This is a genomic window from Streptomyces sp. NPDC059852, from assembly GCF_042731455.1.
In the GTDB taxonomy this organism is placed as follows: Bacteria; Actinomycetota; Actinomycetes; order Streptomycetales; family Streptomycetaceae; genus Streptomyces.
Genome location: NZ_JBHWJK010000010.1, coordinates 97,796 through 117,996 on the forward strand (window position 1 = coordinate 97,796; position 20,201 = coordinate 117,996).

At 70.1% G+C, this 20,201-nt stretch carries 23 protein-coding genes and 1 tRNA gene; 11 read left to right on the forward strand and 13 right to left on the reverse strand.

What is annotated here, in order from left to right; translation table 11 throughout:
- Window positions 1–12: 12 nt before the first annotated feature.
- Window positions 13–435 (forward strand): hypothetical protein, encoded by a 423-nt coding sequence (locus ACFV46_RS15535; RefSeq protein WP_361924290.1) that lies wholly within the window; start codon window positions 13–15, stop codon window positions 433–435.
- Window positions 436–466: 31 nt separating this feature from the next.
- Here ACFV46_RS15535 and ACFV46_RS15540 read toward each other — a convergent pair whose 3' ends face one another.
- Window positions 467–679 (reverse strand): twin-arginine translocase TatA/TatE family subunit, encoded by a 213-nt coding sequence (locus tag ACFV46_RS15540; protein ID WP_376729176.1) that lies wholly within the window; start codon window positions 677–679, stop codon window positions 467–469.
- 165 nt (window positions 680–844) lie between these two features.
- On the opposite strand from ACFV46_RS15540, the gene ACFV46_RS15545 reads away from it, so the two are divergent.
- The 3 genes from ACFV46_RS15545 to ACFV46_RS15555 all read left to right on the forward strand — a co-directional run bounded on the left by ACFV46_RS15545 (window position 845) and on the right by ACFV46_RS15555 (window position 3,732).
- Window positions 845–1,252 (forward strand): BlaI/MecI/CopY family transcriptional regulator, encoded by a 408-nt coding sequence (locus ACFV46_RS15545; protein WP_361924106.1) that lies wholly within the window; start codon window positions 845–847, stop codon window positions 1,250–1,252.
- A 6-nt stretch (window positions 1,253–1,258) separates the two neighbouring features.
- The gene (locus tag ACFV46_RS15550; protein ID WP_361924104.1) at window positions 1,259–2,191 is read left to right on the forward strand and encodes a M56 family metallopeptidase; all 933 of its coding nucleotides are present in this window, start codon (window positions 1,259–1,261) and stop codon (window positions 2,189–2,191) included.
- A 179-nt stretch (window positions 2,192–2,370) separates the two neighbouring features.
- Entirely contained in the window at window positions 2,371–3,732 is a 1,362-nt protein-coding gene (locus tag ACFV46_RS15555; RefSeq protein ID WP_376729179.1) for an LCP family protein, read from the forward strand.
- Between the two features lie 94 nt (window positions 3,733–3,826).
- On the opposite strand, the gene ACFV46_RS15560 is transcribed toward ACFV46_RS15555, so the two are convergent.
- Together ACFV46_RS15560 and ACFV46_RS15565 are read right to left on the reverse strand one after the other, a co-directional pair.
- Window positions 3,827–4,282: a tellurite resistance TerB family protein gene (locus tag ACFV46_RS15560; protein WP_385498543.1), complete on the reverse strand. Its 456-nt coding sequence runs from the start codon at window positions 4,280–4,282 to the stop codon at window positions 3,827–3,829.
- An 80-nt stretch (window positions 4,283–4,362) separates the two neighbouring features.
- The gene (locus ACFV46_RS15565) at window positions 4,363–5,346 is read right to left on the reverse strand and encodes a sporulation protein (RefSeq protein WP_385498545.1); all 984 of its coding nucleotides are present in this window, start codon (window positions 5,344–5,346) and stop codon (window positions 4,363–4,365) included.
- A 397-nt stretch (window positions 5,347–5,743) separates the two neighbouring features.
- On the opposite strand from ACFV46_RS15565, the gene ACFV46_RS15570 reads away from it, so the two are divergent.
- From ACFV46_RS15570 to ACFV46_RS15580, 3 genes are all read left to right on the forward strand, one after another.
- Window positions 5,744–5,971, forward strand: a complete 228-nt coding sequence (locus tag ACFV46_RS15570; protein ID WP_053740422.1) for a type II toxin-antitoxin system VapB family antitoxin — start codon at window positions 5,744–5,746, stop codon at window positions 5,969–5,971.
- A complete protein-coding gene (locus ACFV46_RS15575; protein WP_385498547.1) occupies window positions 5,968–6,375 on the forward strand; it encodes a PIN domain nuclease in 408 nt (135 codons plus the stop codon). Before ACFV46_RS15570 ends, ACFV46_RS15575 begins: the two co-directional genes overlap by 4 nt.
- A gap of 118 nt (window positions 6,376–6,493) precedes the next feature.
- A complete protein-coding gene (locus ACFV46_RS15580; protein WP_385498624.1) occupies window positions 6,494–7,561 on the forward strand; it encodes a MerR family transcriptional regulator in 1,068 nt (355 codons plus the stop codon).
- Between the two features lie 611 nt (window positions 7,562–8,172).
- Here the strand turns inward: ACFV46_RS15580 and ACFV46_RS15585 are convergent.
- The 6 genes from ACFV46_RS15585 to ACFV46_RS15610 form a co-directional block, all read right to left on the reverse strand.
- A complete protein-coding gene (locus tag ACFV46_RS15585) occupies window positions 8,173–8,427 on the reverse strand; it encodes a hypothetical protein (RefSeq protein ID WP_385498548.1) in 255 nt (84 codons plus the stop codon).
- 118 nt (window positions 8,428–8,545) lie between these two features.
- Window positions 8,546–9,076, reverse strand: coding sequence for a hypothetical protein (locus tag ACFV46_RS15590; protein WP_385498549.1), 531 nt, complete (start codon window positions 9,074–9,076; stop codon window positions 8,546–8,548).
- Window positions 9,077–9,360: 284 nt separating this feature from the next.
- Window positions 9,361–9,744 carry a VOC family protein gene (locus ACFV46_RS15595; RefSeq protein WP_385498550.1) on the reverse strand — a complete coding sequence of 128 codons (384 nt, stop codon included), beginning with the start codon at window positions 9,742–9,744 and terminating at the stop codon, window positions 9,361–9,363.
- 227 nt (window positions 9,745–9,971) lie between these two features.
- Window positions 9,972–10,045, reverse strand: a tRNA-Pro gene (locus ACFV46_RS15600).
- Between the two features lie 33 nt (window positions 10,046–10,078).
- The gene (locus ACFV46_RS15605; RefSeq protein WP_385498551.1) at window positions 10,079–10,900 is read right to left on the reverse strand and encodes a Pr6Pr family membrane protein; all 822 of its coding nucleotides are present in this window, start codon (window positions 10,898–10,900) and stop codon (window positions 10,079–10,081) included.
- A gap of 106 nt (window positions 10,901–11,006) precedes the next feature.
- The gene (locus ACFV46_RS15610; RefSeq protein WP_361931594.1) at window positions 11,007–11,933 is read right to left on the reverse strand and encodes a metallophosphoesterase; all 927 of its coding nucleotides are present in this window, start codon (window positions 11,931–11,933) and stop codon (window positions 11,007–11,009) included.
- A 141-nt stretch (window positions 11,934–12,074) separates the two neighbouring features.
- On the opposite strand from ACFV46_RS15610, the gene ACFV46_RS15615 reads away from it, so the two are divergent.
- On the forward strand, window positions 12,075–12,539 hold the full coding sequence (locus ACFV46_RS15615) for a GatB/YqeY domain-containing protein (RefSeq protein ID WP_361931591.1): 465 nt from the start codon (window positions 12,075–12,077) through the stop codon (window positions 12,537–12,539).
- A 136-nt stretch (window positions 12,540–12,675) separates the two neighbouring features.
- Here ACFV46_RS15615 and ACFV46_RS15620 read toward each other — a convergent pair whose 3' ends face one another.
- A complete protein-coding gene (locus ACFV46_RS15620; RefSeq protein WP_385498552.1) occupies window positions 12,676–14,973 on the reverse strand; it encodes a transglycosylase domain-containing protein in 2,298 nt (765 codons plus the stop codon).
- Between the two features lie 479 nt (window positions 14,974–15,452).
- Between ACFV46_RS15620 and wblA the strand changes: the two genes are divergently transcribed.
- Window positions 15,453–15,791, forward strand: a complete 339-nt coding sequence (wblA, locus tag ACFV46_RS15625) for a transcriptional regulator WblA (protein WP_055625082.1) — start codon at window positions 15,453–15,455, stop codon at window positions 15,789–15,791.
- 111 nt (window positions 15,792–15,902) lie between these two features.
- Here wblA and ACFV46_RS15630 read toward each other — a convergent pair whose 3' ends face one another.
- On the reverse strand, window positions 15,903–17,429 hold the full coding sequence (locus ACFV46_RS15630) for an ArsA-related P-loop ATPase (RefSeq protein ID WP_385498553.1): 1,527 nt from the start codon (window positions 17,427–17,429) through the stop codon (window positions 15,903–15,905).
- Window positions 17,430–17,487: 58 nt separating this feature from the next.
- Window positions 17,488–18,468: an ArsA family ATPase gene (locus ACFV46_RS15635; protein ID WP_376729188.1), complete on the reverse strand. Its 981-nt coding sequence runs from the start codon at window positions 18,466–18,468 to the stop codon at window positions 17,488–17,490.
- 105 nt (window positions 18,469–18,573) lie between these two features.
- Here ACFV46_RS15635 and ACFV46_RS15640 point away from each other — a divergent pair, with 105 nt between their 5' ends.
- Complete coding sequence (locus tag ACFV46_RS15640) at window positions 18,574–18,735, forward strand: DUF4177 domain-containing protein (protein WP_003975360.1); 162 nt, start codon at window positions 18,574–18,576, stop codon at window positions 18,733–18,735.
- Window positions 18,732–19,199, forward strand: a complete 468-nt coding sequence (locus ACFV46_RS15645; protein ID WP_151785154.1) for a RidA family protein — start codon at window positions 18,732–18,734, stop codon at window positions 19,197–19,199. Before ACFV46_RS15640 ends, ACFV46_RS15645 begins: the two co-directional genes overlap by 4 nt.
- Before the next feature lie 111 nt (window positions 19,200–19,310).
- On the opposite strand, the gene ACFV46_RS15650 is transcribed toward ACFV46_RS15645, so the two are convergent.
- Window positions 19,311–20,159, reverse strand: a complete 849-nt coding sequence (locus ACFV46_RS15650; protein ID WP_385498554.1) for an MBL fold metallo-hydrolase — start codon at window positions 20,157–20,159, stop codon at window positions 19,311–19,313.
- Window positions 20,160–20,201: the final 42 nt, after the last annotated feature.

Genomic DNA, 20,201 nt, shown 5'->3' on the forward strand with positions numbered 1-20,201 from the left:
TCGAGGCACATGATGGCCACCTCACACTCGCGTCAGGACCAGACGACCAAGTACGCGTGGGCCGCCGGCCTGACGGCCTTCGCCGCGGTCATGCTCACGATCGCCGGTCTCATCGCGATCTTCCGCGGCATCATGGGGATCGCCGAGGACGACGTCTTCCTCGCCACCCGCAACTACGTGTTCGAGTTCGACCTCACCGGCTGGGGCTGGGTCCACCTCATCCTCGGAGCGGTCGCCGTGATCATCGGCATCGGTCTGTTCCAGGCGCCGATGTGGGCGCGGATCGGCGGCGTGGCCATCGCCGCGCTGATCATCATCGCCAACTTCCTGTCGCTGCCGTACTACCCGGTGTGGTCCGTGGTGGCCATCGCGATCTCCGGATTCGTGATCTGGGCCCTGTGCGTCACCCGGCGCGACGACATGCGCGGCTTCTGACCCCGGGCCCCGGCGACCGGCCGGGGCCTTCTCATGCCCTCGGTTCGTCCGCGCGCGGCGTGACCGCCTCGCCCTGGATCACCCGCGGCGCCGGCTGCTCGCCCTCGTCCTTCATCGCCTTGGCCTCGGCCTTCAGGATGCGCGCCGACTTGCCCGCCGAACGGGCCAGCTCCGGAAGCTTCTTCGCGCAGAGGACGGCTATGACGACGACGAGGATGATCGCGATCTCGCTCAGTCCGAACATGAGGTCCGCTCCTCCTGGTGACCGGCGGCCGGCCGTGACGGCGGGCCGTACCGACTGAAATCTACAGCAGTGTAGATAGCGGGGGGAGACCGTCTCTGCTTTCCTTACGGCGGACCGTTGTAGAGGGCCGACGTGACGCGCGGGCCGTCGGGAGGGAAACAGGGCATGGCGGAACGACGACAAGGCGCCCGGCGCCGGGGGCAGGGCGAACTGGAGGCGCTGGTCCTGGCGGCGCTCGGCGAGGCGGACGGACCGGCGACGGCCGGCTGGGTGCAGGAACGCCTCGGCGGCGGCCTCGCCTACACCACCGTCATCACCATCCTGACCCGGCTCCTCGCCAAGGGCGCCGTCACCCGGGAGCGCTCGGGCCGCTCCTTCGCCTGGACCCCGGCCTCCGACCAGGCCGGTCTCGCCGCGCACCGGATGCGCCGGGTCCTCGACGCCGAGAGCGACCGGGAGGCCGTCCTCGCCAGCTTCGTCACCGGCCTCGGCCCCGACGACGAACGGCTGCTGCGCGACCTGCTCGGCCGCGCCGGACACACGGGTCGGAGCCACGGCGAAGGGGAAGACTGACACCTCATGGGGGTCTTCGTCTTTCTGCCGCTCGTCCTGCCGCTCACGGCCTGGCCGATCGCCCGGCTCGCCGAGCAGCATCTGCACCCCCGCACCGCGACCCGGCTGCTCACCGCGGTCGCCGCGGTGATGGCGGCGTGCAGCACCCTGTGCCTGGCCCTGGTGATGGTCGTGGGCACCGCCCAGCTGCCCGGCAACCCGCTGCCCGACGGCTGGTCCGACCCCGAGGTGCGGGCCGCCGTCCCCTACGACGAGATCGCCGGCAAGGCGGCGATCCCGGCGCTGTGCGCGGTGGTGGCGGCCTGCGCCCGGACGCTGTGGCGGCACGCCCGGGTGCGCCGCCGGGCCCACCGCGCCCTGGCCGGGCTGCCGGAGACCGGCGTGGCCGTCCTCCGCGACGCGACGCCGTACGCCTACGCCCTGCCCGGCGGCCGGCGGGACCGCGTGGTGGTGACCACGGGCCTGCTGGAGCGGCTGCGGCCCGCCGAACGCCGGGCGCTGTTCGCGCACGAGCGGGCCCACCTGACCGGCGGGCACCACCGGTTCCTGCTCACCGTCCAACTGGCCGCCCGCGCCAACCCGTTCCTGCGCCCGCTGCGTACGGCGGTCGCGTACACGGCGGAGCGCTGGGCGGACGAGGAGGCCGCGCGGCACGTCGGCAGCCGCCGGACCGTGGCGCACGCGATCGGCACGGCAGCCCTGGTGTCCCGGGGGACCCCGGCGCCCACCCTGGCCGGGTTCGCGGCCCCCGGGCCGGTGCCCCGCCGGGTCGCCGCCCTGCTCGGCCCGGAACCCGTCGTACGCCGCTGGCCGTCGCTGTTCACCGCGGTGGGCCTCGCCGCGTGGTGCGCGGCCGCCGGGACGGCCGTCTCCGCGATGTCGTCCGCGAACGCCGCGGTGACCATGGTCCTGATCCTGCACGCGGCGACCCCGCTCTGACTCCCCGCGTCGCCGGGGGAGTCGAGCCGCTTGCGAACCTTGGGCAACGGAAGCGACGCGGATCGACGTCTGTGACAGGGGGGACCGACGGCCGGTCCGGTCGTCGTATGTCCGCATCCATGTAGGGTTCGACGGACCCACGGGGGAGGGAACCGGTGAGCGGAACGGGGAGGCGGCGCATGGCGTCGTCCGGTGCGCGCAGGACCCGGCTGACGCGGAGGGGCCGGATAGTGGCCTGGACCGTCGGCGTGACCTCGGCGGTCGTGCTCGGGGTGGCCGGCGTCGGCGCCTGGGTCTACCAGGACCTCGACGGCAGCATCGGCTCCGCCGACGTGGACGACAAGATCGGCGGCGACCGCCCGGAGAAGCTCAGCCCGGGCTCGAAGAACATCCTGGTCGTCGGCTCCGACAGCCGTGACGGCGCGAACGCGAAGTACGGCAAGGACCTGACCACCATGCAGTCCGACACGCTGATGGTGCTCCATGTGCCGGCGAACCGGAAGTGGGCCACGGTCGTGTCGTTCCCCCGTGACTCCTGGGTGGAGATACCGGCCTGCGACATGGGGAACGGCAGAAGGTCCAGCCCCCACCACGCCAAGATCAACGAGGCGTTCGCGCTGGGCGGTTCGAGCGGCGAGGTCGCCGGGGCCGCGGCCTGCTCCATCAAGACCGTCGAGGCACGGACGGGCCTGCGCATCGACCACTTCATGTCCGTGGACTTCCAGGGCTTCAAGGGCATGGTGGACGCCCTCGACGGCATCGAGGTCTGCCCCGAGGAGGCCATCCACTCCGAGAAGGCCCGCCTGGACATGGAGGCCGGCTGCCAGACCGTCGCCGGTGAGGAGGCCCTCGGGTACGTCCGCGTCCGCTACGGCGTCGGCAACGGCTCCGACATCGGGCGCATCGGACGCCAGCAGGAGTTCATGAACGCCCTCGTGGAGAAGGCGCAGGACCGGCTGACGAGCCCCACCTCCCTCTACGGCTTCCTGAAGTCCGCCACCAAGTCCCTGACCACCGACCCCGATCTGGCCGGAATCAAGCCCCTGTACTCCCTCGCGTCGGAACTCAAGGGCATCCCCAGCGACCGGCTCACCTTCGTCACCGTCCCCAACTACCCGCGCGAGGCCGACGTCCCCACCGACAAGGCCAACGTCGCCTGGCAGTACCCGCACGCCACCGACCTGTTCACCTCCCTGGCCAGGGACAAGGAGGTCGACGGCGACCGTCTGAAGGCGCAGACGAAGGTCCCGCTGTACGCCTCCTCGGTGAAGATCCAGGTCCTCAACGGCACCTCGACCTCGGGCCTGGCGAACACGGTCGCCGGCAAGCTCCGCGAGGCCGGCCTGACGGTCACGGGGACGGGCAACGCGCCCGAGCGGTCCGCCGAGACAGAGATCACCTACCCGGCGGGCCAGGAGCAGCAGGCGAAGGCGCTGGCCGCACACGTACCGGGCGCACCGGCGCCGCGCGCGGCGGACGGGGGCGCGGGCGTGATCACACTGGTGGTGGGCGACGACCTGGACGTGGAACGTATCCGCTGACGGTGGATACGGATGCGCCGGGCGCCCCGTGCGGTCACGGGGCGCCCGGCGTTGCTCTGCTTCTCCGGTCCTCTGGATCTCCGCGGTCTGCCGATCAGAGGTCGAACTCGTGCGGCGGCAGGCCGAGGGCGTAGCACGCCTCCCGGACGACGCCCTGCTCGTCCTTGTCGAAGTCACCGTCGGCGCCGCCGATGACGATGCCGATCTGGATGACGGCACGCGCCTCGGCGGGCTTCTTCTTCGCCTTGGCGATCTCCTGCATCACGCTCACCTTGCCGAAGTCGAAGTCGGTGGTGAGGCGGTTCAGGTTCTCCTCGAAGCGGCGGCGCAGATCGTCGGCGGGGAAGTTCTGCAGCACCTCGTTGCCGGCGATGAGCTGGGCGACCCGCTGCCGCTCGGACGGGTCGACGGTGCCGTCGGCCGCGGCGACGAGCGCGCACATGGCCATGCTCGCGTCGCGGAAGGCGCCGCTCTTGAGGTCGTTCTTCTTCGCCACCAGCTGGGTCTGCATCGTCGATGCGGACTCCTTGATGCGGTCCCACAGGGCCATGCGGACTCCTCAGTCGCTCGTACCCACAGCTCTTTCTACAGTGATGTAGAAGCTATCAGGTGTTCCGCCGGGCCCGGCCGCTAGTCCTCGTCCTCCCCCTCCTCGTCGTCGCCCTCAAAGAAGTCCCCGACCTCGTCGACGACCTCGGCCGCGACCAGACCGCCGGCCACCCCGACCGCGAGCCCGGCGGCCCCGGCGGCGACGGCCGTCCCGACCCCGGGACCGGAACGGTTCCCGTGCGCCTGGGGGACGTGCTGCCCGTGGTACGCGTCGTGCCCGTGCCCGCCCCCGTACGACGCCCGGTGCTCGATCAACCGCCGTACCCAGCCCTCGACTTCCGCGTTCCAGTCCCGGGTGTCGTGGTGCCCGACGGTGACGTGCGTGAGCGCGTCGTGGCCGTCCGAGAACAGCCCTCCGCGCTTGTCGGCCTCCAGGACCACCTCCACCCCGGCCGGCCCGGCCAGGAACGTCACCTCGATCTCGTTCATCCGGTGCGCGTACTGCGGCGCCGGGGTGAGCTCGATCTCCTGGTAGAAGGGCAGTCGCTGCCCGGTGCCGCCGATGTGCCCGTACTCCAGGTCGGCCGACCGGAAGCCGAACCCGAGCTGCCCGAACGCCTCCAGGACGGCCTCCTGCACGGGCAGCGGCCCGATGGTCAGCGGGTCCAGGTCGCCCTTGTCCTTCGCGCCGGCGACCGACAGCTCGGTGCGCATGCCCAGGACGACCCCGAGGGGCTGGCCGTACAGCTCGGTGACCGGCGTCTCCCAGGGCAGCACGACACCGAACGGCACCGACCGCTCCTCGCCCGCGGCCAGCCGGAACCCGCCACCCACGGTGAACCGCTCGAAGGCGACGACGCCCTCGCTCTCGCCCTCCCCGTGCTCGGCCTCGACGCGCGCGACCAGCTCCAGCGTGATGTGCTCGATGTCGAAGTCGGCGGTGCCGCCCCTGAGATGGACCTGACCGTCGAGCGTGCCGCCGGGGAGCGCCGGGCGCGGGTCGAGCACCGTGTCCACCGTGGGACCTCCGACCCCGAGCGAGCCGAGCAGTCGCTTGAACACCATCGTGGCGTCCACTCCTTCACGTCCGTACCTGGAATGTGCTTCTACAAGCGCGTAGAAGAATAGGCCGGGCCTGCCCGGGATGCCGGTGGCACGGGTCGAAACCGGCCGCGCCCGTGTGACGAGGCGCCGTCTGTCACGGCAATCGAGGCCACTTCGGGGCAACTGGCTCGCCTCCTCACGGGCGTGGTCGTCCCGTACGTCGTCTTCGAGAGGCGTACAGCCTGTTCACCCGCTGGGGCAGCCAGGACCCCGACCGCCCGATCACCCTGCTCGACCCGCTCCATCTGACCTGGTACCTGGCGGCCCTGTTCAGCTGGAAGCACCCCCAGTAGGCGCCTAGCAGATACATTCGATCATGTATATTGATACATGCATTGATGTATACGGAGGTGCGTTCATGAGCAGAACCGTCATCGACCTCGACGACGACGCTTTGGAGGCCGCCGCCAAGGAGCTCGGCACCTCCACCAAGCGGGACACCATCAACACCGCACTGCGCGAGATCGTGGCCCGTAACCGCCGCCTGCGCGCCCTCCACGAACTGCAGGATCTGGCGGACGAGGGTGCTCTCGACGTCGAACTCCTCCTGGACAAGCGCAACTACCGGGGCGGTCCGGCGCGGTGAGCGTTGCCGACTACCTGATCGACACGTCGGCTCTGGCCCGCGTCCTGCTGCGTCAGGCGACGGAGGAATGGGAGCATCGCATGGCCGCCGGACTGGTCGCCTTGTGCGACCTCACGGAGCTTGAGCTGCTCTATTCCGCCCGTTCCGCGAAAGACCGCGAAGCCCTCCAGGAGCGACTGAACCAGTTCGCCTGGTGCCCCATGCCCGACGGCATCTACCGGCGCGCCCGCGTCGTGCAGCGTGAGCTTACGGCCAAGGGAGAGCACCGCAGTGCCGGAGCCGTCGACCTTTTGGTGGCCGCAGCCGCGGAAGAAGCGGGCCTCACACTCCTGCACCACGACCGAGACTTCGAAACGATCGCCCGCGCCACCGGCCAGCCGGTACGGATGCTCGACCTCAAGTGACGGCCCCAGTCGTCCCCACGATGGCGGGCCGGCCGCTGAGTCCGGCGAGATGTGCTCCGGAGCCGACCTTGACCCTCGACCTTGTGAAGGGCCCAGAGTGCCGGGTGTGGAGAACGACATGCGCAGCATCGGCGAGATGGCCCGTGAGAGCGGCTTGGGCGTGAGTGCCTTGCGGTTCTACGACCGCGCCGGTGTGCTGGCCCCGGCTTGGGTGGATCCGGTGAGCGGATACCGCTGGTACGAACCCGAGCAGCTCGAGGAGGCCCGGGTGCTGGCGCGATTGCGCCGGGCCGGGATGCCGCTGGCGGACATCCGGCTGGTCCTGGCCAGCTGGTCCGGTACGGACACCGACCTGGTCCGGAAGTTGCTCGCGGCACACCTGCGGCGCCTCGAACAAGGGCTGTCCGGTGCCCGCAGCGAGTTCTCCGCGCTCCGAGCCCTACTCGATCACAGGGAGAACATCATGACGTCGCTCCGCACCGCCGGCGTGCGACTGTCCGTTGCCGCGTCTGAGCTGGCAGCCGCGCTGGACACGGTTCGTTTCGCGGTAAGCACCGATCCGGAGCTGCCCATGCTCGGTGGGGTCCTGTTCGACATCGAGGGGGAGAGCCTTCATGTCGTGGCCACCGACCGCTACCGCATGGCTGTCGCGCAGGCCGGCGTTGTCAGACACGACGGGAGCCGAGTGCAGGTCGTCGTGCCCGCCCCGCTCGTCGACGCGATGCGGGCGCTGTCGGACGGTGAGGGACCCGCGCGGTTCTGCGTCGACGGTGACCGCGTGACTCTGGAGGTCGGGGACAGGCAGGCAGCCGGTCAGTGCCTCGACCACGACTTCCCCGACTACCGTCGCCTCCTGCCGGCGTCCGGCGGACGCCGCGCCCTTGTCGAGGTGGCTCCCTTCCAGAAGGCCCTGGAGACCGGTCCCGTCCATACCGGCGAGGCGGGAGGACCCGACCTCAGCGTGCTCAGAGTGGCGGACGACGGCACGCTGACCCTCTGCACGGACAGCGACGACGACCCGAACCGCATCGCGGTCAACCGTGAGTTCCTGCTGAACGCGCTGACCGCCGGAGCCCGCGACCGACTGTTCCTGGAGCTCGGAGCCCCCACGACGCCGATCGCGATCCGCCGACCCGACGACGAGGACACCTTGTCGATCCTGATGCCGGTCCGCCTGGACGACTGATTGCACCCTTTCCATTCGGACACAGCCGGACCAGGCCCACGAACGCTCTGAGGCCCATCCGCTCCCGCGAATGGGTCTCTGACCTGTGGCGGAGGCGGGATTTGAACCGACGACCTCTTCATCCTCAACGCGATAACCGCCCGCCAGCGCCTGGCCAACTTCTTCGCTGACTTACGCGTTGGTCGTGATAGTCATCCATGGACGTCCACGACTGTCCCTCGTCGTTCAAGCCGTTCGGCCCCGGTGTCGAAGGCGGTTCGACTCTGCGGCCACGCCGGGCCCGAGAGGGGTAGTTTCATCGGCGTCCAGTTCCGGGGGCACCTGAATCGAGGGCTGTGCGATGTTGTCCGGGGAGGACTGTGAAAGCTTCTCGGCAGTGGAGTGATCCGTGGTGCAGCCGGTGAGTGGGACGAGCAGCGCAGCACACGCGATGCCCAGTCCCGCGACATTTCGGAGGGACACGTCAGCTCTCCCAGCCGACGCGGCGCGGCGTTGCCGATCTTGGCCGTGAGCGACGCGGAAAGGCTCACGCCGAACTTCGCCTCCTCCTCGGCTACCAATGGCTTGAGGGTTACTTTGACCTCGCCGCTGACAGCGATACCAACCGTGCCTCACACCTCTGAAACGAAGGTGGACTTGGCAGTGCGGGCAGTGCCGTTGTAGTTGGCCTGCTCCGCACCTACGCCCTTGTGGTAATCCTTGTCCTTGCTCGTCGGGTAGTGGTACCAACCCTTTTCACAGGCGCGGCCGGACGGCGCGTTGGCCCCCGCATCTTCGCCAGCACGAGGCGCAGGTGCAGGGGTGTCGAGGACAACACCCTCGATCAGATCCGCCTCCTCCGGCTGAGCTGGTGGGGCTGTAGCCACGGCGTCGTCATCCGCGGCGGGTACCGCATCATCTGCCGTTGCCGGCCCCCCACCGGACCACGACCTCTTCGTCCCGAAGTAACTCGAACGGGAGTGCTGACTTGGACTGCTGCGCGTCTCATCTGCCCTGATGATCCACCGATGTTCGCGCTCGTCCGCCGATGTTCGTCGGCGTCGTAGCGGACAGCAAGGCGTCCAAAGCCGCTCGGGCCTCGGCGATACGGAGGCGCCACTCCTCGCCTCGCAGGGCAGCGGTGTCCCACTCGACCACCGCTTCGGCGCCAGTGACGCAGTAGCCGTAGACCTGGTGGGCCACTTGCCCGGTGAGGAGTTCGTCGTAGTGGAACGACCCCTCGAAAGCTGCCCAGGCTACCGATCGCGTACGTGCGCAGAGACGCTGAAGTACAACTCGCGTGTACTCGCGCAGATCGAGCGAGACGTCTTCGAAGTCGATGTCGTAGGACACCAGACCGAGCCGCTCGATGGCTTCGGGCTGCTCCATCAGCGGGAACGGCAGCAAGGCGTCAGGGACAAGCCCGGCGAGGTGGAAAGCCTCCTCCGGCAGTGGGGTGTTGCCCGAGCCGATGACGAACACGTTTACCGAGGCCGGACCGCGCCAGCACAGCAAGTCACGCATCTCATCCGCCATCGCCTTTCCCTCCCTCACCTCACCACCTCAACGATGTGCGCTCCCGTCGTACCACGCCAGTCACCAGTGGTGTCGCCAGACCTCGACGCCCACGTGACTGGGGAGCGGCGTGTCGAAACGAGGCGCGGTGGTCACCTGGCGATCCAGATGCTGAGCACGTCGCGCTACGCCTCGGGCGGCCAGCGCAGCGGTCTCCGTCACCTCGCTGAAGGCTAGGACCCCGCGCACGGCACGGCAGAGTAATTGTCAAGAGTCATGGATCGCGTGACGGGTGCGTGCGCCGGTCATCCCTCGTCGAGACAGAGGCAGAAGGGGTGGCCGGCGGGGTCGAGGAGCACTCGGACGTTTTCCTGCGGCTGCTCCTCGGTCATCGTGGCGCCCAGGGCGACCGCCTCGGCGACCGCCGAGTCCAGATCGCCAACCTGGAAGTCGAAGTGCATCATCGGACGCTGTTCGCCATCGACCGGTGGCCAGACCGGAGCCCGAAAGCCTTCGGCCTGCTGGAATACGAAGAATGGCCCTTGTGGTGCGGCGGCGACGACGGCGGTTCCGGGTTCCTCGTGTCCGAGGTGCCAGCCGAGGAGTTCGGCGTAGAACCTCGCCAAGCCGCTGGGGTCGGGCGCCTCGATCGCCGTTCCCCACCACATACCATCGGTTCGAGATTTCATCCCGGCAGCCTGCCCCATGATCCCGCGCTTGTCGCGGATGAGGTGCGATCAGGCAGCGGTGACTTCGTTGTGCTCGACCAGGACCTCGTGCTCTGGATGCGCTGAGGGCTCGCGAGTAGGGCGCGGGTCTGGAGGCGATTTCCAAGATCTTCTCCAGAGAGCCTCTGGAGAACAGTTCAGGGCCGGTGCTGATCTCTCAGCACCGGCCCTGAACTGGTGTTTCACTGTCGGGGTGGCGGGATTTGAACCCACGACCTCTTCGTCCCGAACGAAGCGCGCTGCCAAGCTGCGCTACACCCCGATGTCACTGCTTGTCGCGGTGACGTCGTTTACTTTAGCCCACCGGTGGCTGGAGACGAAATCCGGTTTGTGAGCGGTGGTGGACGCGGCCGCGCAGGGGGTTCGGGCGGACGTGGTCCAGGGCCACGAGGAGGAGGGCCAGGGCGTACATCGCGAGGCCCAGGAGCAGCGCGTTGCCCAGGACGCTCTTGAGGCCGTGGCCGGAGACGTCGAGGAAGGGGTACAGGTAACGGGCCGGCTCGGCGGGGACCAGGAACTCGCCTCTGACCAGGACGAAGGCCAGGTAGGCCACCGGGTAGAGGAGCCAGGGGGCCGCCTGGCGAAGGTGCAGGTCGCGTGGGGGAGTCAGCAGGAGCCAGTCGAGCAGCGCCGCCAGGGGCGTCACCGTGTGCAGGATCTGGGTCGTCACCGCGTGCCAGCCCGTCGGGTCGGTCGCCTCGCCCGTGAGGACGCCGGGCAGCGGGGTGAAGGGGCTCGCGCTGTTCGCCAGGAGCAGGTGGTAGACCAGGCCCGTGATCAGGGCGTAGAGCAGGGTCGCCCCGGTCAGCGACGAGGGGAGGGGGCGGCGGGCCGTCCAGGCGAGGCGGGCCGACGCGGCGAAGACCAGGGCCAGGAGGACGTTGCTCTGGATCGCGAAGTGACTCAGGAGGCGCAGGGGGCTGCCCAGGGTCAGTTCGATGATCACCGCTGCGCCCGCGAGTACGGCGGTGACCAGGCGGAACGCCGCCGTCAGACGGCGGGGCGCCGGGGTCGCCACCGCCGTGGCGGGGACGTGCGACGGCATCAGTATGGGCACGCCTGGTATCGCGGGCAGATCCGGGATGTCCCTGGGTATCGGGGGTATCGGGGCGCTCATGCACCTCACGCTAGGGAGCGGGGGTGAAATGGGCGATATGGGTGGGCCGGGTGGGTTACCCCGACCCATCCATGGCGGGACCCTGCTCAGGCGCCCCGCCCCGTCCCTACTCCTGCCCCACCAACGTCAGCAGCGTCGCCTCCGGCGGGCAGGCGAAGCGGAACGGGGTGTAGCGGTTGGTGCCGCAGCCCGCCGAGACGTGGAGGTAGGAGCGGCGGCCGTCCGCCGTGTGGGTCGACAGGCCCCTCGCCCGGTCCGTGTCCAGGTCGCAGTTGGTGACCAGGGCGCCGTAGAAGGGGACGCGCAGCTGCCCGCCGTGCGTGTGGCCGGCCAGGATCAGCGGGTAGCCGTCGGCCGTGTAGGAGTCCAGGACGCGCAGGTACGGCGCGTGCACCACGCCCATCGCGAAGTCCGCCACGCCGGACGGGCCGCCGGCCACCTGCTCGTAGCGGTCCCGCTTGATGTGCGGGTCGTCGAGCCCCGTCAGCTCCACGGACACGCCCTCGACCTTGAGCGTCCCGCGCGTGTTCGTCAGGTTGAGCCAGCCCGCCGCGTCGAAGCCCTCGCGCAGGTCCTCCCACGGGTTGTGGATCGCGCCGACCGCGGGCGCGTTGCCGTTCAGGCCATGGCGGCCCTGGGCCTTCTCCAGCAGATAGCGGGCGGGGTTGCGCAGCTTTGGGCCGTAGTAGTCGTTGGAGCCGAACACGTAAGCGCCCGGGAACTCCATCAGCGGGCCCAGCGCGTCCAGCACCTCCGGCACGCCCTCCGGGTCGGACAGGTTGTCGCCCGTGTTGATCACGAAGTCGGGGCGCAGCCCGGCCAGGGAGCGCAGCCAGCGCTGCTTCTTGCGCTGCCCGCCGACCATGTGGATGTCGGAGACCTGGAGCACGCGCAGAGGGCGCATGCCGGCCGGGAGGACGGGGATCGTCACCCGTCGCAGGCGGAAGGAACGGGCCTCGAAACCGGCCGAGTAGAGCAGACCGGCGGCGCCGACCGCCGTGATGCCAAGGGGTACTCCGTATCGCGCGCGCATACGACCATCGTGTCAGACCGCGGAAGTGCCCGGCGCCCGGCGGTCCCTGACCGGCCGCGCCCGCCCCCGGTACGGCCTTCTGGCGCAGCTCCCTTGAAATCAAGGGGCGTTCCGGCCCCCGCACCTGCGACAATCGGACACATGACCACGCTCAAGTCGAAGCTGCAGGAAGACCTCAACGCCGCGATCAAGGAGCGCGACGAGCTCCGCTCCTCGACGCTCCGGCTGACGCTCGCCGCGATCACCAAGGAGGAGGTCGCGGGCAAGACGAAGCGCGAGCTCTCCGACGACGAGGTGCAGAAGGTGATCACCCGCGAGGCGAAGAAGCGCCGTGAGGCCGCCGAGGCGTTCGCGCAGGGTGGGCGTCCCGAGCAGGCCGAGCGGGAGAAGGCGGAGGGCGAGGTCCTCGCCGCCTACCTGCCGAAGCAGCTCAGCGACGACGAGCTGCACCAGATCGTGGCGCAGGCCGTCGAGGAGGCCAAGGCCGCCGGCGCCGAGGGCCCGCGGGCCATGGGCGCCGTGATGAAGATCGTGAACCCGAAGGTGGCGGGTCAGGCGGAGGGCGGTCGGGTCGCCGCCGCGGTGAAGAAGCTTCTCGCCGGATAGCCGGATAGCCGGATCGCCGGATGGCCGGATGGCCGGATGAGCGTGAGGAGTGCGGGAGCGCCGCCGCACACCAGGTACGACGAAGGGGCCCGGCACCTGTGCCGGGCCCCTTCGTGTTGTCCGTCGCGCCGGGGTGTCAGCCCCGTCCGCCGGTCCCGTTCCCGTTCGACTGGCCGCGCCAGAAGCCCTCCGGGATGGAGATGGTCGGGTTCGGCTCGGGGCCGCCGTTGCCGTTGCCGCCGTCGTTGGCGCCGCCGACCAGGCCGCCGATGAAGTCGTCACCGTTGCCGTTGTCGTGGCCACGCCCGGGGTCGCCGTCCTCGTCCTCGTCCCCGCGGCCGTGCTCCCGGTCCTCGTCCTCGTCCTCGTCCGGGATGTGCACGGTGTTGAACTGCTCGGCCGGCTTGCCCTCCAGCGCGCCCGACATCGCGTCCCGCCAGATCGGACCCGGGACCCGGCCGCCGTAGACCAGGTCGTGGTACTGGCCGCCGATGTAGATGTTGCGCATCTTGACCTTCTGGGTGGCGCTGCCGACCCAGACCGCGCCCGAGAGGTTCGGGGTGTAGCCCACGAACCAGGCGTTGCGGCGCTCGTCCGTCGTACCCGTCTTGCCGGCGCTCTGCCGGGACGTGAGACCGGCCTCCTTACCGGTACCGGAGTCGACCACGCCCTGCAGCAGGCTGTTGACCGTGTCGGCGGTCTTCTCCGACATCGCCCGCGAGCACGTCGACTTGGGCACCTCCAGCGACTTCTGCTGGTCGCCGACCTTCTGCGTGATGGCCTCGATGGCGACCGGCGTGCAGTACATGCCGCGGGAGGCGAAGGCGGCGTAGGCGCTCGCCATGGTCAGCGGGGAGAGACCGACGGAACCGAGGGCGATGGCGGGCCGCTCGGGGAGCTTGTCGCCGTTGCCCTGGCGGACCTGGAGGTGGTCCGTCATGTCGACCACCGGGCACAGGCCGATGTCGGCGATCATCTGCACGAAGTAGGTGTTGACCGACAGCTCCATCGCCTTGCGCAGGCGGTACGGGCCGTGCTCCGACTCGCTCTCGTTCTCCAGCTTCTCGCCGCGCAGGTTGGTCCACGGCTTGTCGTCGCACGTCTGGACCGGGCTCGGGTACTGCATCTGGTACGGCGAGGAGTACTCCTGCGTCGGCGGGCGCCCCTCCTCCAGGGCGGCCGCGGCCACGAACGGCTTGAACGTCGAACCGGTCGGGAAGCCGAAGTTGGAGCCGCCGTACGCCGCGTCCACCGAGTAGTTCAGCTCGGTCTGGTTCTTGCCGGAGCCGTACGGCTTCGACTGGCCCATGGCGAGGATCTTGCCGGTGCCGGGCTCGACCAGGGTGGCCGCCGCAGCGACCTTGTCGGACTTGTAGACGTGCTGCTTGAGCGAGGACTGGACCGACTTCTGGGACTTCGGGTCCATGGTCGTCTTGATCGTCAGACCGCCGCGGTTCCAGATCTTGGCGCGCGCCTCGCGGTTCTTGCCGAAGACCGGGTCGTTGAGGAAGACGTGCTTGACGTACTCGCAGAAGAAACTGGCGCCCTTGACGGCGGTGATGCAGCCGTTCTCCGGTCGGCGGACCTTCAGGCCCAGCGGGGCCTTCTTGGCCGCGTCGGCCTCCTCCTGGGAGACGTCACCGAGGTCGGCCATGCGCTGCAGGACGACATTGCGCCGCTTGGTGGCCTCGGCCTCGTCGTTGATCGGGTCGTACCGGCTGGGCGACTGCACGATGCCGGCGAGCAGCGCCGCGTCCTGGAGCTTCAGGTCCTTGGCGGACTTCGAGAAGTAGCGCTGGGCGGCGGCTTCGACGCCGTACGCCTGCTGGCCGAAGAACGTGATGTTCAGGTAGTTCTCGAGGATCTTCTTCTTGCCGAGCTCCTCCTCGACCTGGATCGCGTACTTCAGCTCCTTGATCTTGCGCCCGAGGGTCTGCTGGGTGGCCTGCGCGACCTTGGTCGGGTCGTCGCCGGCCTCCTCCACGAAGACGTTCTTCACGTACTGCTGGGTGAGCGTCGAGGCGCCTTCGGAGACGCCGCCGCTCTGCGCGTTCTTGTTGAGGGCGCGCAGGATGCCCTTCAGGTCGACCGCGCCGTGCTGGTAGAAGCGGGCGTCCTCGATCGCGACGATCGCCTTCTGCATGTACGGCGAGATGTCCTTGAGCTCCAGCACCGTACGGTCGCGCGAGTAGACCGAGGCGATCATGCCGCCGTCGGCGTCCAGGATCGTGGTCCGCTGGCTCAGTGGCGGCGTCTTCAGGTTGGCCGGGAGTTCGTCGAAGCTCTCGACCGAGCCCTTCGCCGCGAGTCCCAGCGCGCCGACGGCGGGCAGCGCGATGCCCGCCAGCACGGCTCCGGCGAGCACACTGACACCGAGGAACTTCGCGGCCTGCTGCGTTGGCGACAGACCACCGCCCGAGCGCTTCTTTGGCATGGGGGAAGCCTAAACCGTAGACATGAGCGAACCGAGGGCCGACCGTGCCAGGTCATGGCATGGCGGAGTGACGCGGGCCACGGTGCCTTCCGATTCGCCGGACAGGCGCACAGGCCTTGGCCTAAGCTGCTCCCAACTGTCACAGCGGTGCGGCCACGTATCAATACGTCCGGCGACCCCGAATCGTTCCGGAGATCCTCACTTTTCTGGTGGGGGCGTGTCCGAATCCGCCTCGTGTGTCATCCGGCGTCCGTTGTGGCGCAAGGTAACTGTCCCGGTTTGCCGGGAAGGTCGCGCATGTCGCCAGCTCACTCCCCCGGGTGATCTGCCGCTTACCCATAGTCCGTTCGGACCATTCAAGATTGGGCCCGCTGGGGGTGTTGCGCTGTGCCCACCTTCCGTAACGTCCTCAACTGGCGGCGGTGAATATGCCGCTGCCGCCGTGGGGGAGCCTCGATTCGGGAGAGGACGGCGCCGGTATGGGCTGGGTAGTCGACTGGAGTGCGCAGGCGGCCTGCCGCACTACCGATCCGGATGAACTGTTCGTTCAGGGAGCAGCGCAGAACAGGGCCAAGGCGGTGTGCACCGGATGCCCGGTGCGTACGGAGTGCCTGGCGGACGCGCTCGACAACCGCGTCGAGTTCGGCGTGTGGGGAGGCATGACGGAGCGAGAGCGCCGCGCACTGCTGCGCCGGCGGCCCACCGTCACCTCGTGGCGCCGGCTGCTGGAGACGGCGCGCACGGAGTACGAGCGGGGGGCCGGACTGCTGCCCCTCGACGACGACGAGGTGTACGAGGACTACGCGGCCGTCGGCTGAGAGCGGCCGTCGGCTGAGACGCCGGCCGGTCGCCGGGCCCCGATACAGGGACGGGGCCCAGCGGGCCGTGCGATGTCCGGGCGCGCCCACGAAGGGGCGCGTCAGGCCGCGTCAGGCTTCGAGCCCCTGGGCAGGTGGCTCGGGGTCCGGTAGCTCCGGCCGGTTGGCCGCGAGCCGGTTTCCGATGTCCCGCAGCCCGGCCAGGTCGTGCACATCACCGGGCAGCGCGGCCACTTCGGCCACCGCCACCTCGGGGTGGAGCGCGGCGAAACGGTCGCGCGTGCGCTGCTCGCGGGAGAGCAGTTGCATACGTTCGGCGTGCAGCCTCAACAGGCCGGCCGTGAGTTGGTCTACGGTCCGCTCCACATGCGGAGCGCCGGTCTCGGGCTGGTCGGTGGCCGCGATGCGCTCCATGTCCGTGGCGGCGGGGGAGCCTGCGTCGGGAGCTGGTGCCTCGGGAGCGGCCGTGTCTGAACTGTCGTACGTGTCGGGGGAGTTACGAAGACCAGCTTTCCCGGCCTCCTGATCCACAATGCGGGGCTCTTCAAGATTTTCCGCGGCGGCGAGCGCACGCTCGGCCGACAGACGGTCGGCGCCGCTGCCGTGGACCCGGTTGAGCACCAGCCCGGCGAGCGGCATGTCCTCGGCGGCCAGCCGCTCCACGAAGTACGCGGCCTCCCGCAGCGCGTCCCGCTCCGGCGCCGCGACCACCAGGAACGCCGTACCGGGCGCCTGGAGCAGCTTGTATGTGGCGTCCGCGCGCGTGCGGAAGCCGCCGAACATCGAATCCATCGCGGCCACGAACGTCTGCACGTCCTTCAGCAGCGGTCCGCCGAGGAGCTTGCCGAGGGCGCCGGTCATCATCGACATGCCGACGTTCAGGAACTTCATGCCCGCGCGTCCGCCGACCTTCGCCGGGGCGAGGAGGACGCGGATCAGCTTGCCGTCCAGGAACGACCCGAGCCGCTTGGGCGCGTCCAGGAAGTCCAGCGCCGAGCGGGACGGCGGGGTGTCCACGACGATGAGGTCCCACTCGTCCTTGGACCGCAGCTGGCCCAGCTTCTCCATCGCCATGTACTCCTGCGTGCCCGCGAAGCCCGCCGAGAGCGACTGGTAGAAGGGGTTGCCCAGGATGGCGGCCGCGCGCTCCGGGTCCGCGTGCGCCTCGACGATCTCGTCGAACGTGCGCTTCATGTCGAGCATCATCGCGTGCAGCTCGCCGTCGCCCTCGACGCCCTTCACGCGGCGCGGGGTGTTGTCCAGCGAGTCGATGCCCATGGACTGGGCGAGCCGGCGGGCCGGATCGATGGTCAGCACGACCACCTTCCGGCCCCGCTCGGCGGCCCGCAGGCCCAGCGCCGCCGCCGTCGTGGTCTTGCCGACGCCGCCCGAGCCGCAGCACACCACGATCCGGGTCGCCGGGTCGTCGAGCAGCGGGTCGAGGTCGAGCACGCGGGACGCGGAGAGGTGGTGGGGGCGGCGGGTGGAGTCCTGGCCCTGTGCGTGCTTCGACGTCTGCTCCTGCTTCTGCTTCGGCTTCGGCTCCGGTTTCGACTTCTGCTCCGGACGCGGGGCCTGCTTCGGCTCCGGTTTCGACTTCGGCTCCGGATTCGACGGCTGCCTCTGCGGGCCGCTCATGAGTTCCCCTCTGCTTCCGGGGCCGACGCCCGTGGTCCAGCTTCCGACGCGCGGTGGGTCACCATGACGGGTCCTGTCCCCGCAGCTCGCGCGCGAGCGCGTACAGGCCCGCCAGATCCATGCCCTCGGCCAGCAGGGGCAGTTCGTGCACCGGCAGGCCCAGGTCGGCCAGGACCGCGCGCTGCTCGCGCTCCAGGGCATGCCGCTCGGCGTACTCCGCGGCCTGCCCCAGCAGCGGGTCGACCAGCCGCTCGGCCAGCCCGCCCCGCCGCGCCCCGCCCAGCCCCGCCGCCGACAGCGACTTGGCGACGGCGGCGCGCGGGACACTGCGGACGAGTTCCAGATCGGTCGTGTCCAACACCTCGGGCCGCATCATGTTCACGATGATCCGGCCCACCGGCAGCCGCGCCGCCCGCAGCTCGGCGATGCCGTCCGCCGTCTCCTGGACGGGCATCTCCTCCAGCAGCGTCACCAGGTGCACCGCCGTCTCCGGCGACTTCAGCACCCGCATCACCGCCTGCGCCTGATTGTGTATCGGCCCTATGCGGGCGAGGCCCGCCACCTCGTCGTTCACGTTCAGAAAGCGCGTGATGCGCCCGGTCGGCGGTGCGTCCATGACCACGTAGTCGTAGACGAAGCGGCCCGCCTTGTCCTTGCGGCGGACGGCCTCGCAGGCCTTGCCGGTCAGGAGGACGTCCCGCAGTCCCGGCGCGATGGTGGTGGCGAAGTCGATGGCGCCGAGCTTCTTCAGGGCCCGGCCGGCGCCGCCCATCTTGTAGAACATCTGGAGGTAGTCCAGAAGGGCCAGTTCGGGGTCGATGGCGAGGGCGTACACCTCCCCGCCCCCGGGCGCGACGGCGATCTTCCGCTCTTCGTAGGGCAGTGGCTGCGTCTCGAAGAGCTGTGCGATGCCCTGCCTGCCCTCGACCTCGACGAGGAGCGCGCGCTTCCCCTCCGTCGCGAGGGCGAGCGCGAGTGCGGCGGCGACCGTGGTCTTTCCGGTCCCGCCCTTACCGCTGACGACCTGGAGCCTGCTCACGTCTTCGAGCCTAACCAGTCGGTGCGCCGACTACGCGACAGCCTGTGGACAACGTGACGCGGTCGGCCGTCGGGGTCGCCCGGGGCAGCGGATAAAGTCGGCCGCATGACCAAGTGGGAATACGCAACCGTGCCGCTGCTCGTCCACGCCACGAAGCAGATTCTGGACACCTGGGGCGAGGACGGCTGGGAGCTCGTCCAGGTCGTGCCCGGGCCGAACAACCCCGAGCAGCTCGTCGCCTACCTGAAGCGGGAGAAGCAGGCATGAGCGCCGTCGAGGAGAAGCTGGCCGAGCTGGGGCTGACGCTCCCGGAGGTCGTGCCTCCGCTGGCCGCGTACCAGCCCGCCGTGCAGTCGGGCGTGTACGTCTACACCGCCGGCCAGCTGCCGATGGTGGACGGAAAGCTTCCGGTGACCGGCAAGGTGGGCGCCGAGGTCACCGCCGAGGAGGCCAAGGACCTCGCGCGCGTCTGCGCCCTGAACGCCCTGGCCGCCGTGAAGTCGGTCGCGGGCGACCTGGACCGTGTCGCGCGGATCGTGAAGGTCGTGGGCTTCGTGGCCTCCGCCTCGGACTTCACCGGCCAGCCGGGTGTCATCAACGGCGCCAGCGAGCTGTTCGCCGAGGTCCTGGGCGACAAGGGCGTCCACGCGCGCAGCGCGGTGGGTGTGGCGGTGCTGCCGCTGGACGCGCCCGTGGAGGTCGAGGTGCAGGTGGAGCTGACCGGGGCGTAGGCTCCGACGGTTCCGGCGGAGGGCGGTGGCGTCGGGCTCCGGTTCGTGTCCGGGCGCGGGTTCGTGTCCGGATTCGGGTCCGGGCGCGGGTCCGTGGTCCGGCCGGTGGGTTCAGAGGGTGGTGCGCGGTTCGATGATGCCGTGTTCCTCCAGGTAGTCCAGCTGCGCCCGGACCGAGAGCTCCGCCGCCGGCCACAGTGAGCGGTCGACGTCCGCGTACACATGGGCCACCACCTCGGCCGGCGAGCGGTGGCCGTCCTCCACCGCCGTCTCGACCTGGGCGAGGCGGTGGGCCCGGTGGGCCAGGTAGAACTCGACCGCGCCCTGCGCGTCCTGAAGGACCGGGCCGTGGCCCGGCAGCACGGTGTGCACGCCGTCGTCGACCGTGAGGGAGCGCAGGCGGCGCAGACTGTCCAGGTAGTCGCCGAGGCGGCCGTCGGGGTGTGCCACGACGGTCGTGCCCCGGCCCAGGATCGTGTCGCCGGTCAGGACGGCCCGGTCGGCCGGCAGATGGAAGCACAGCGAGTCGGCGGTGTGGCCCGGCGTCGGCACCACCCGCAGCTCCAGGCCGCCGACGGTGACCACGTCCCCCGCGCCGAGCCCTTCGTCCCCGAGCCGCAGCGCCGGGTCGAGCGCACGCACGCGTGTGCCGGTCAGTTCGGCGAACCGAAGGGCTCCCTCGGCGTGGTCCGGGTGCCCGTGCGTGAGCAGCGTCAGGGCGACGCGCTTGCCGGACCGCTCGGCCATGGCGACGACGTTGCGCAGGTGCGCCTCGTCCTGCGGGCCCGGGTCGATGACGACGGCGAGGTCGGAGTCCGGCTCCGAGACGATCCAGGTGTTGGTGCCGTCCAGGGTCATCGGTGACGCGTTGGGGGCCAGGACGTTGACGGCGCGGGCGGTGGCCGGGCCGGAGACGACCGCGTCTCGCGGCTGGCCGGGGAGGGTTGCGGCGTCCGTCATACGAGGGGGCCTTCCGGGGCTCGGGGCGTGGGCGCGAGCGGC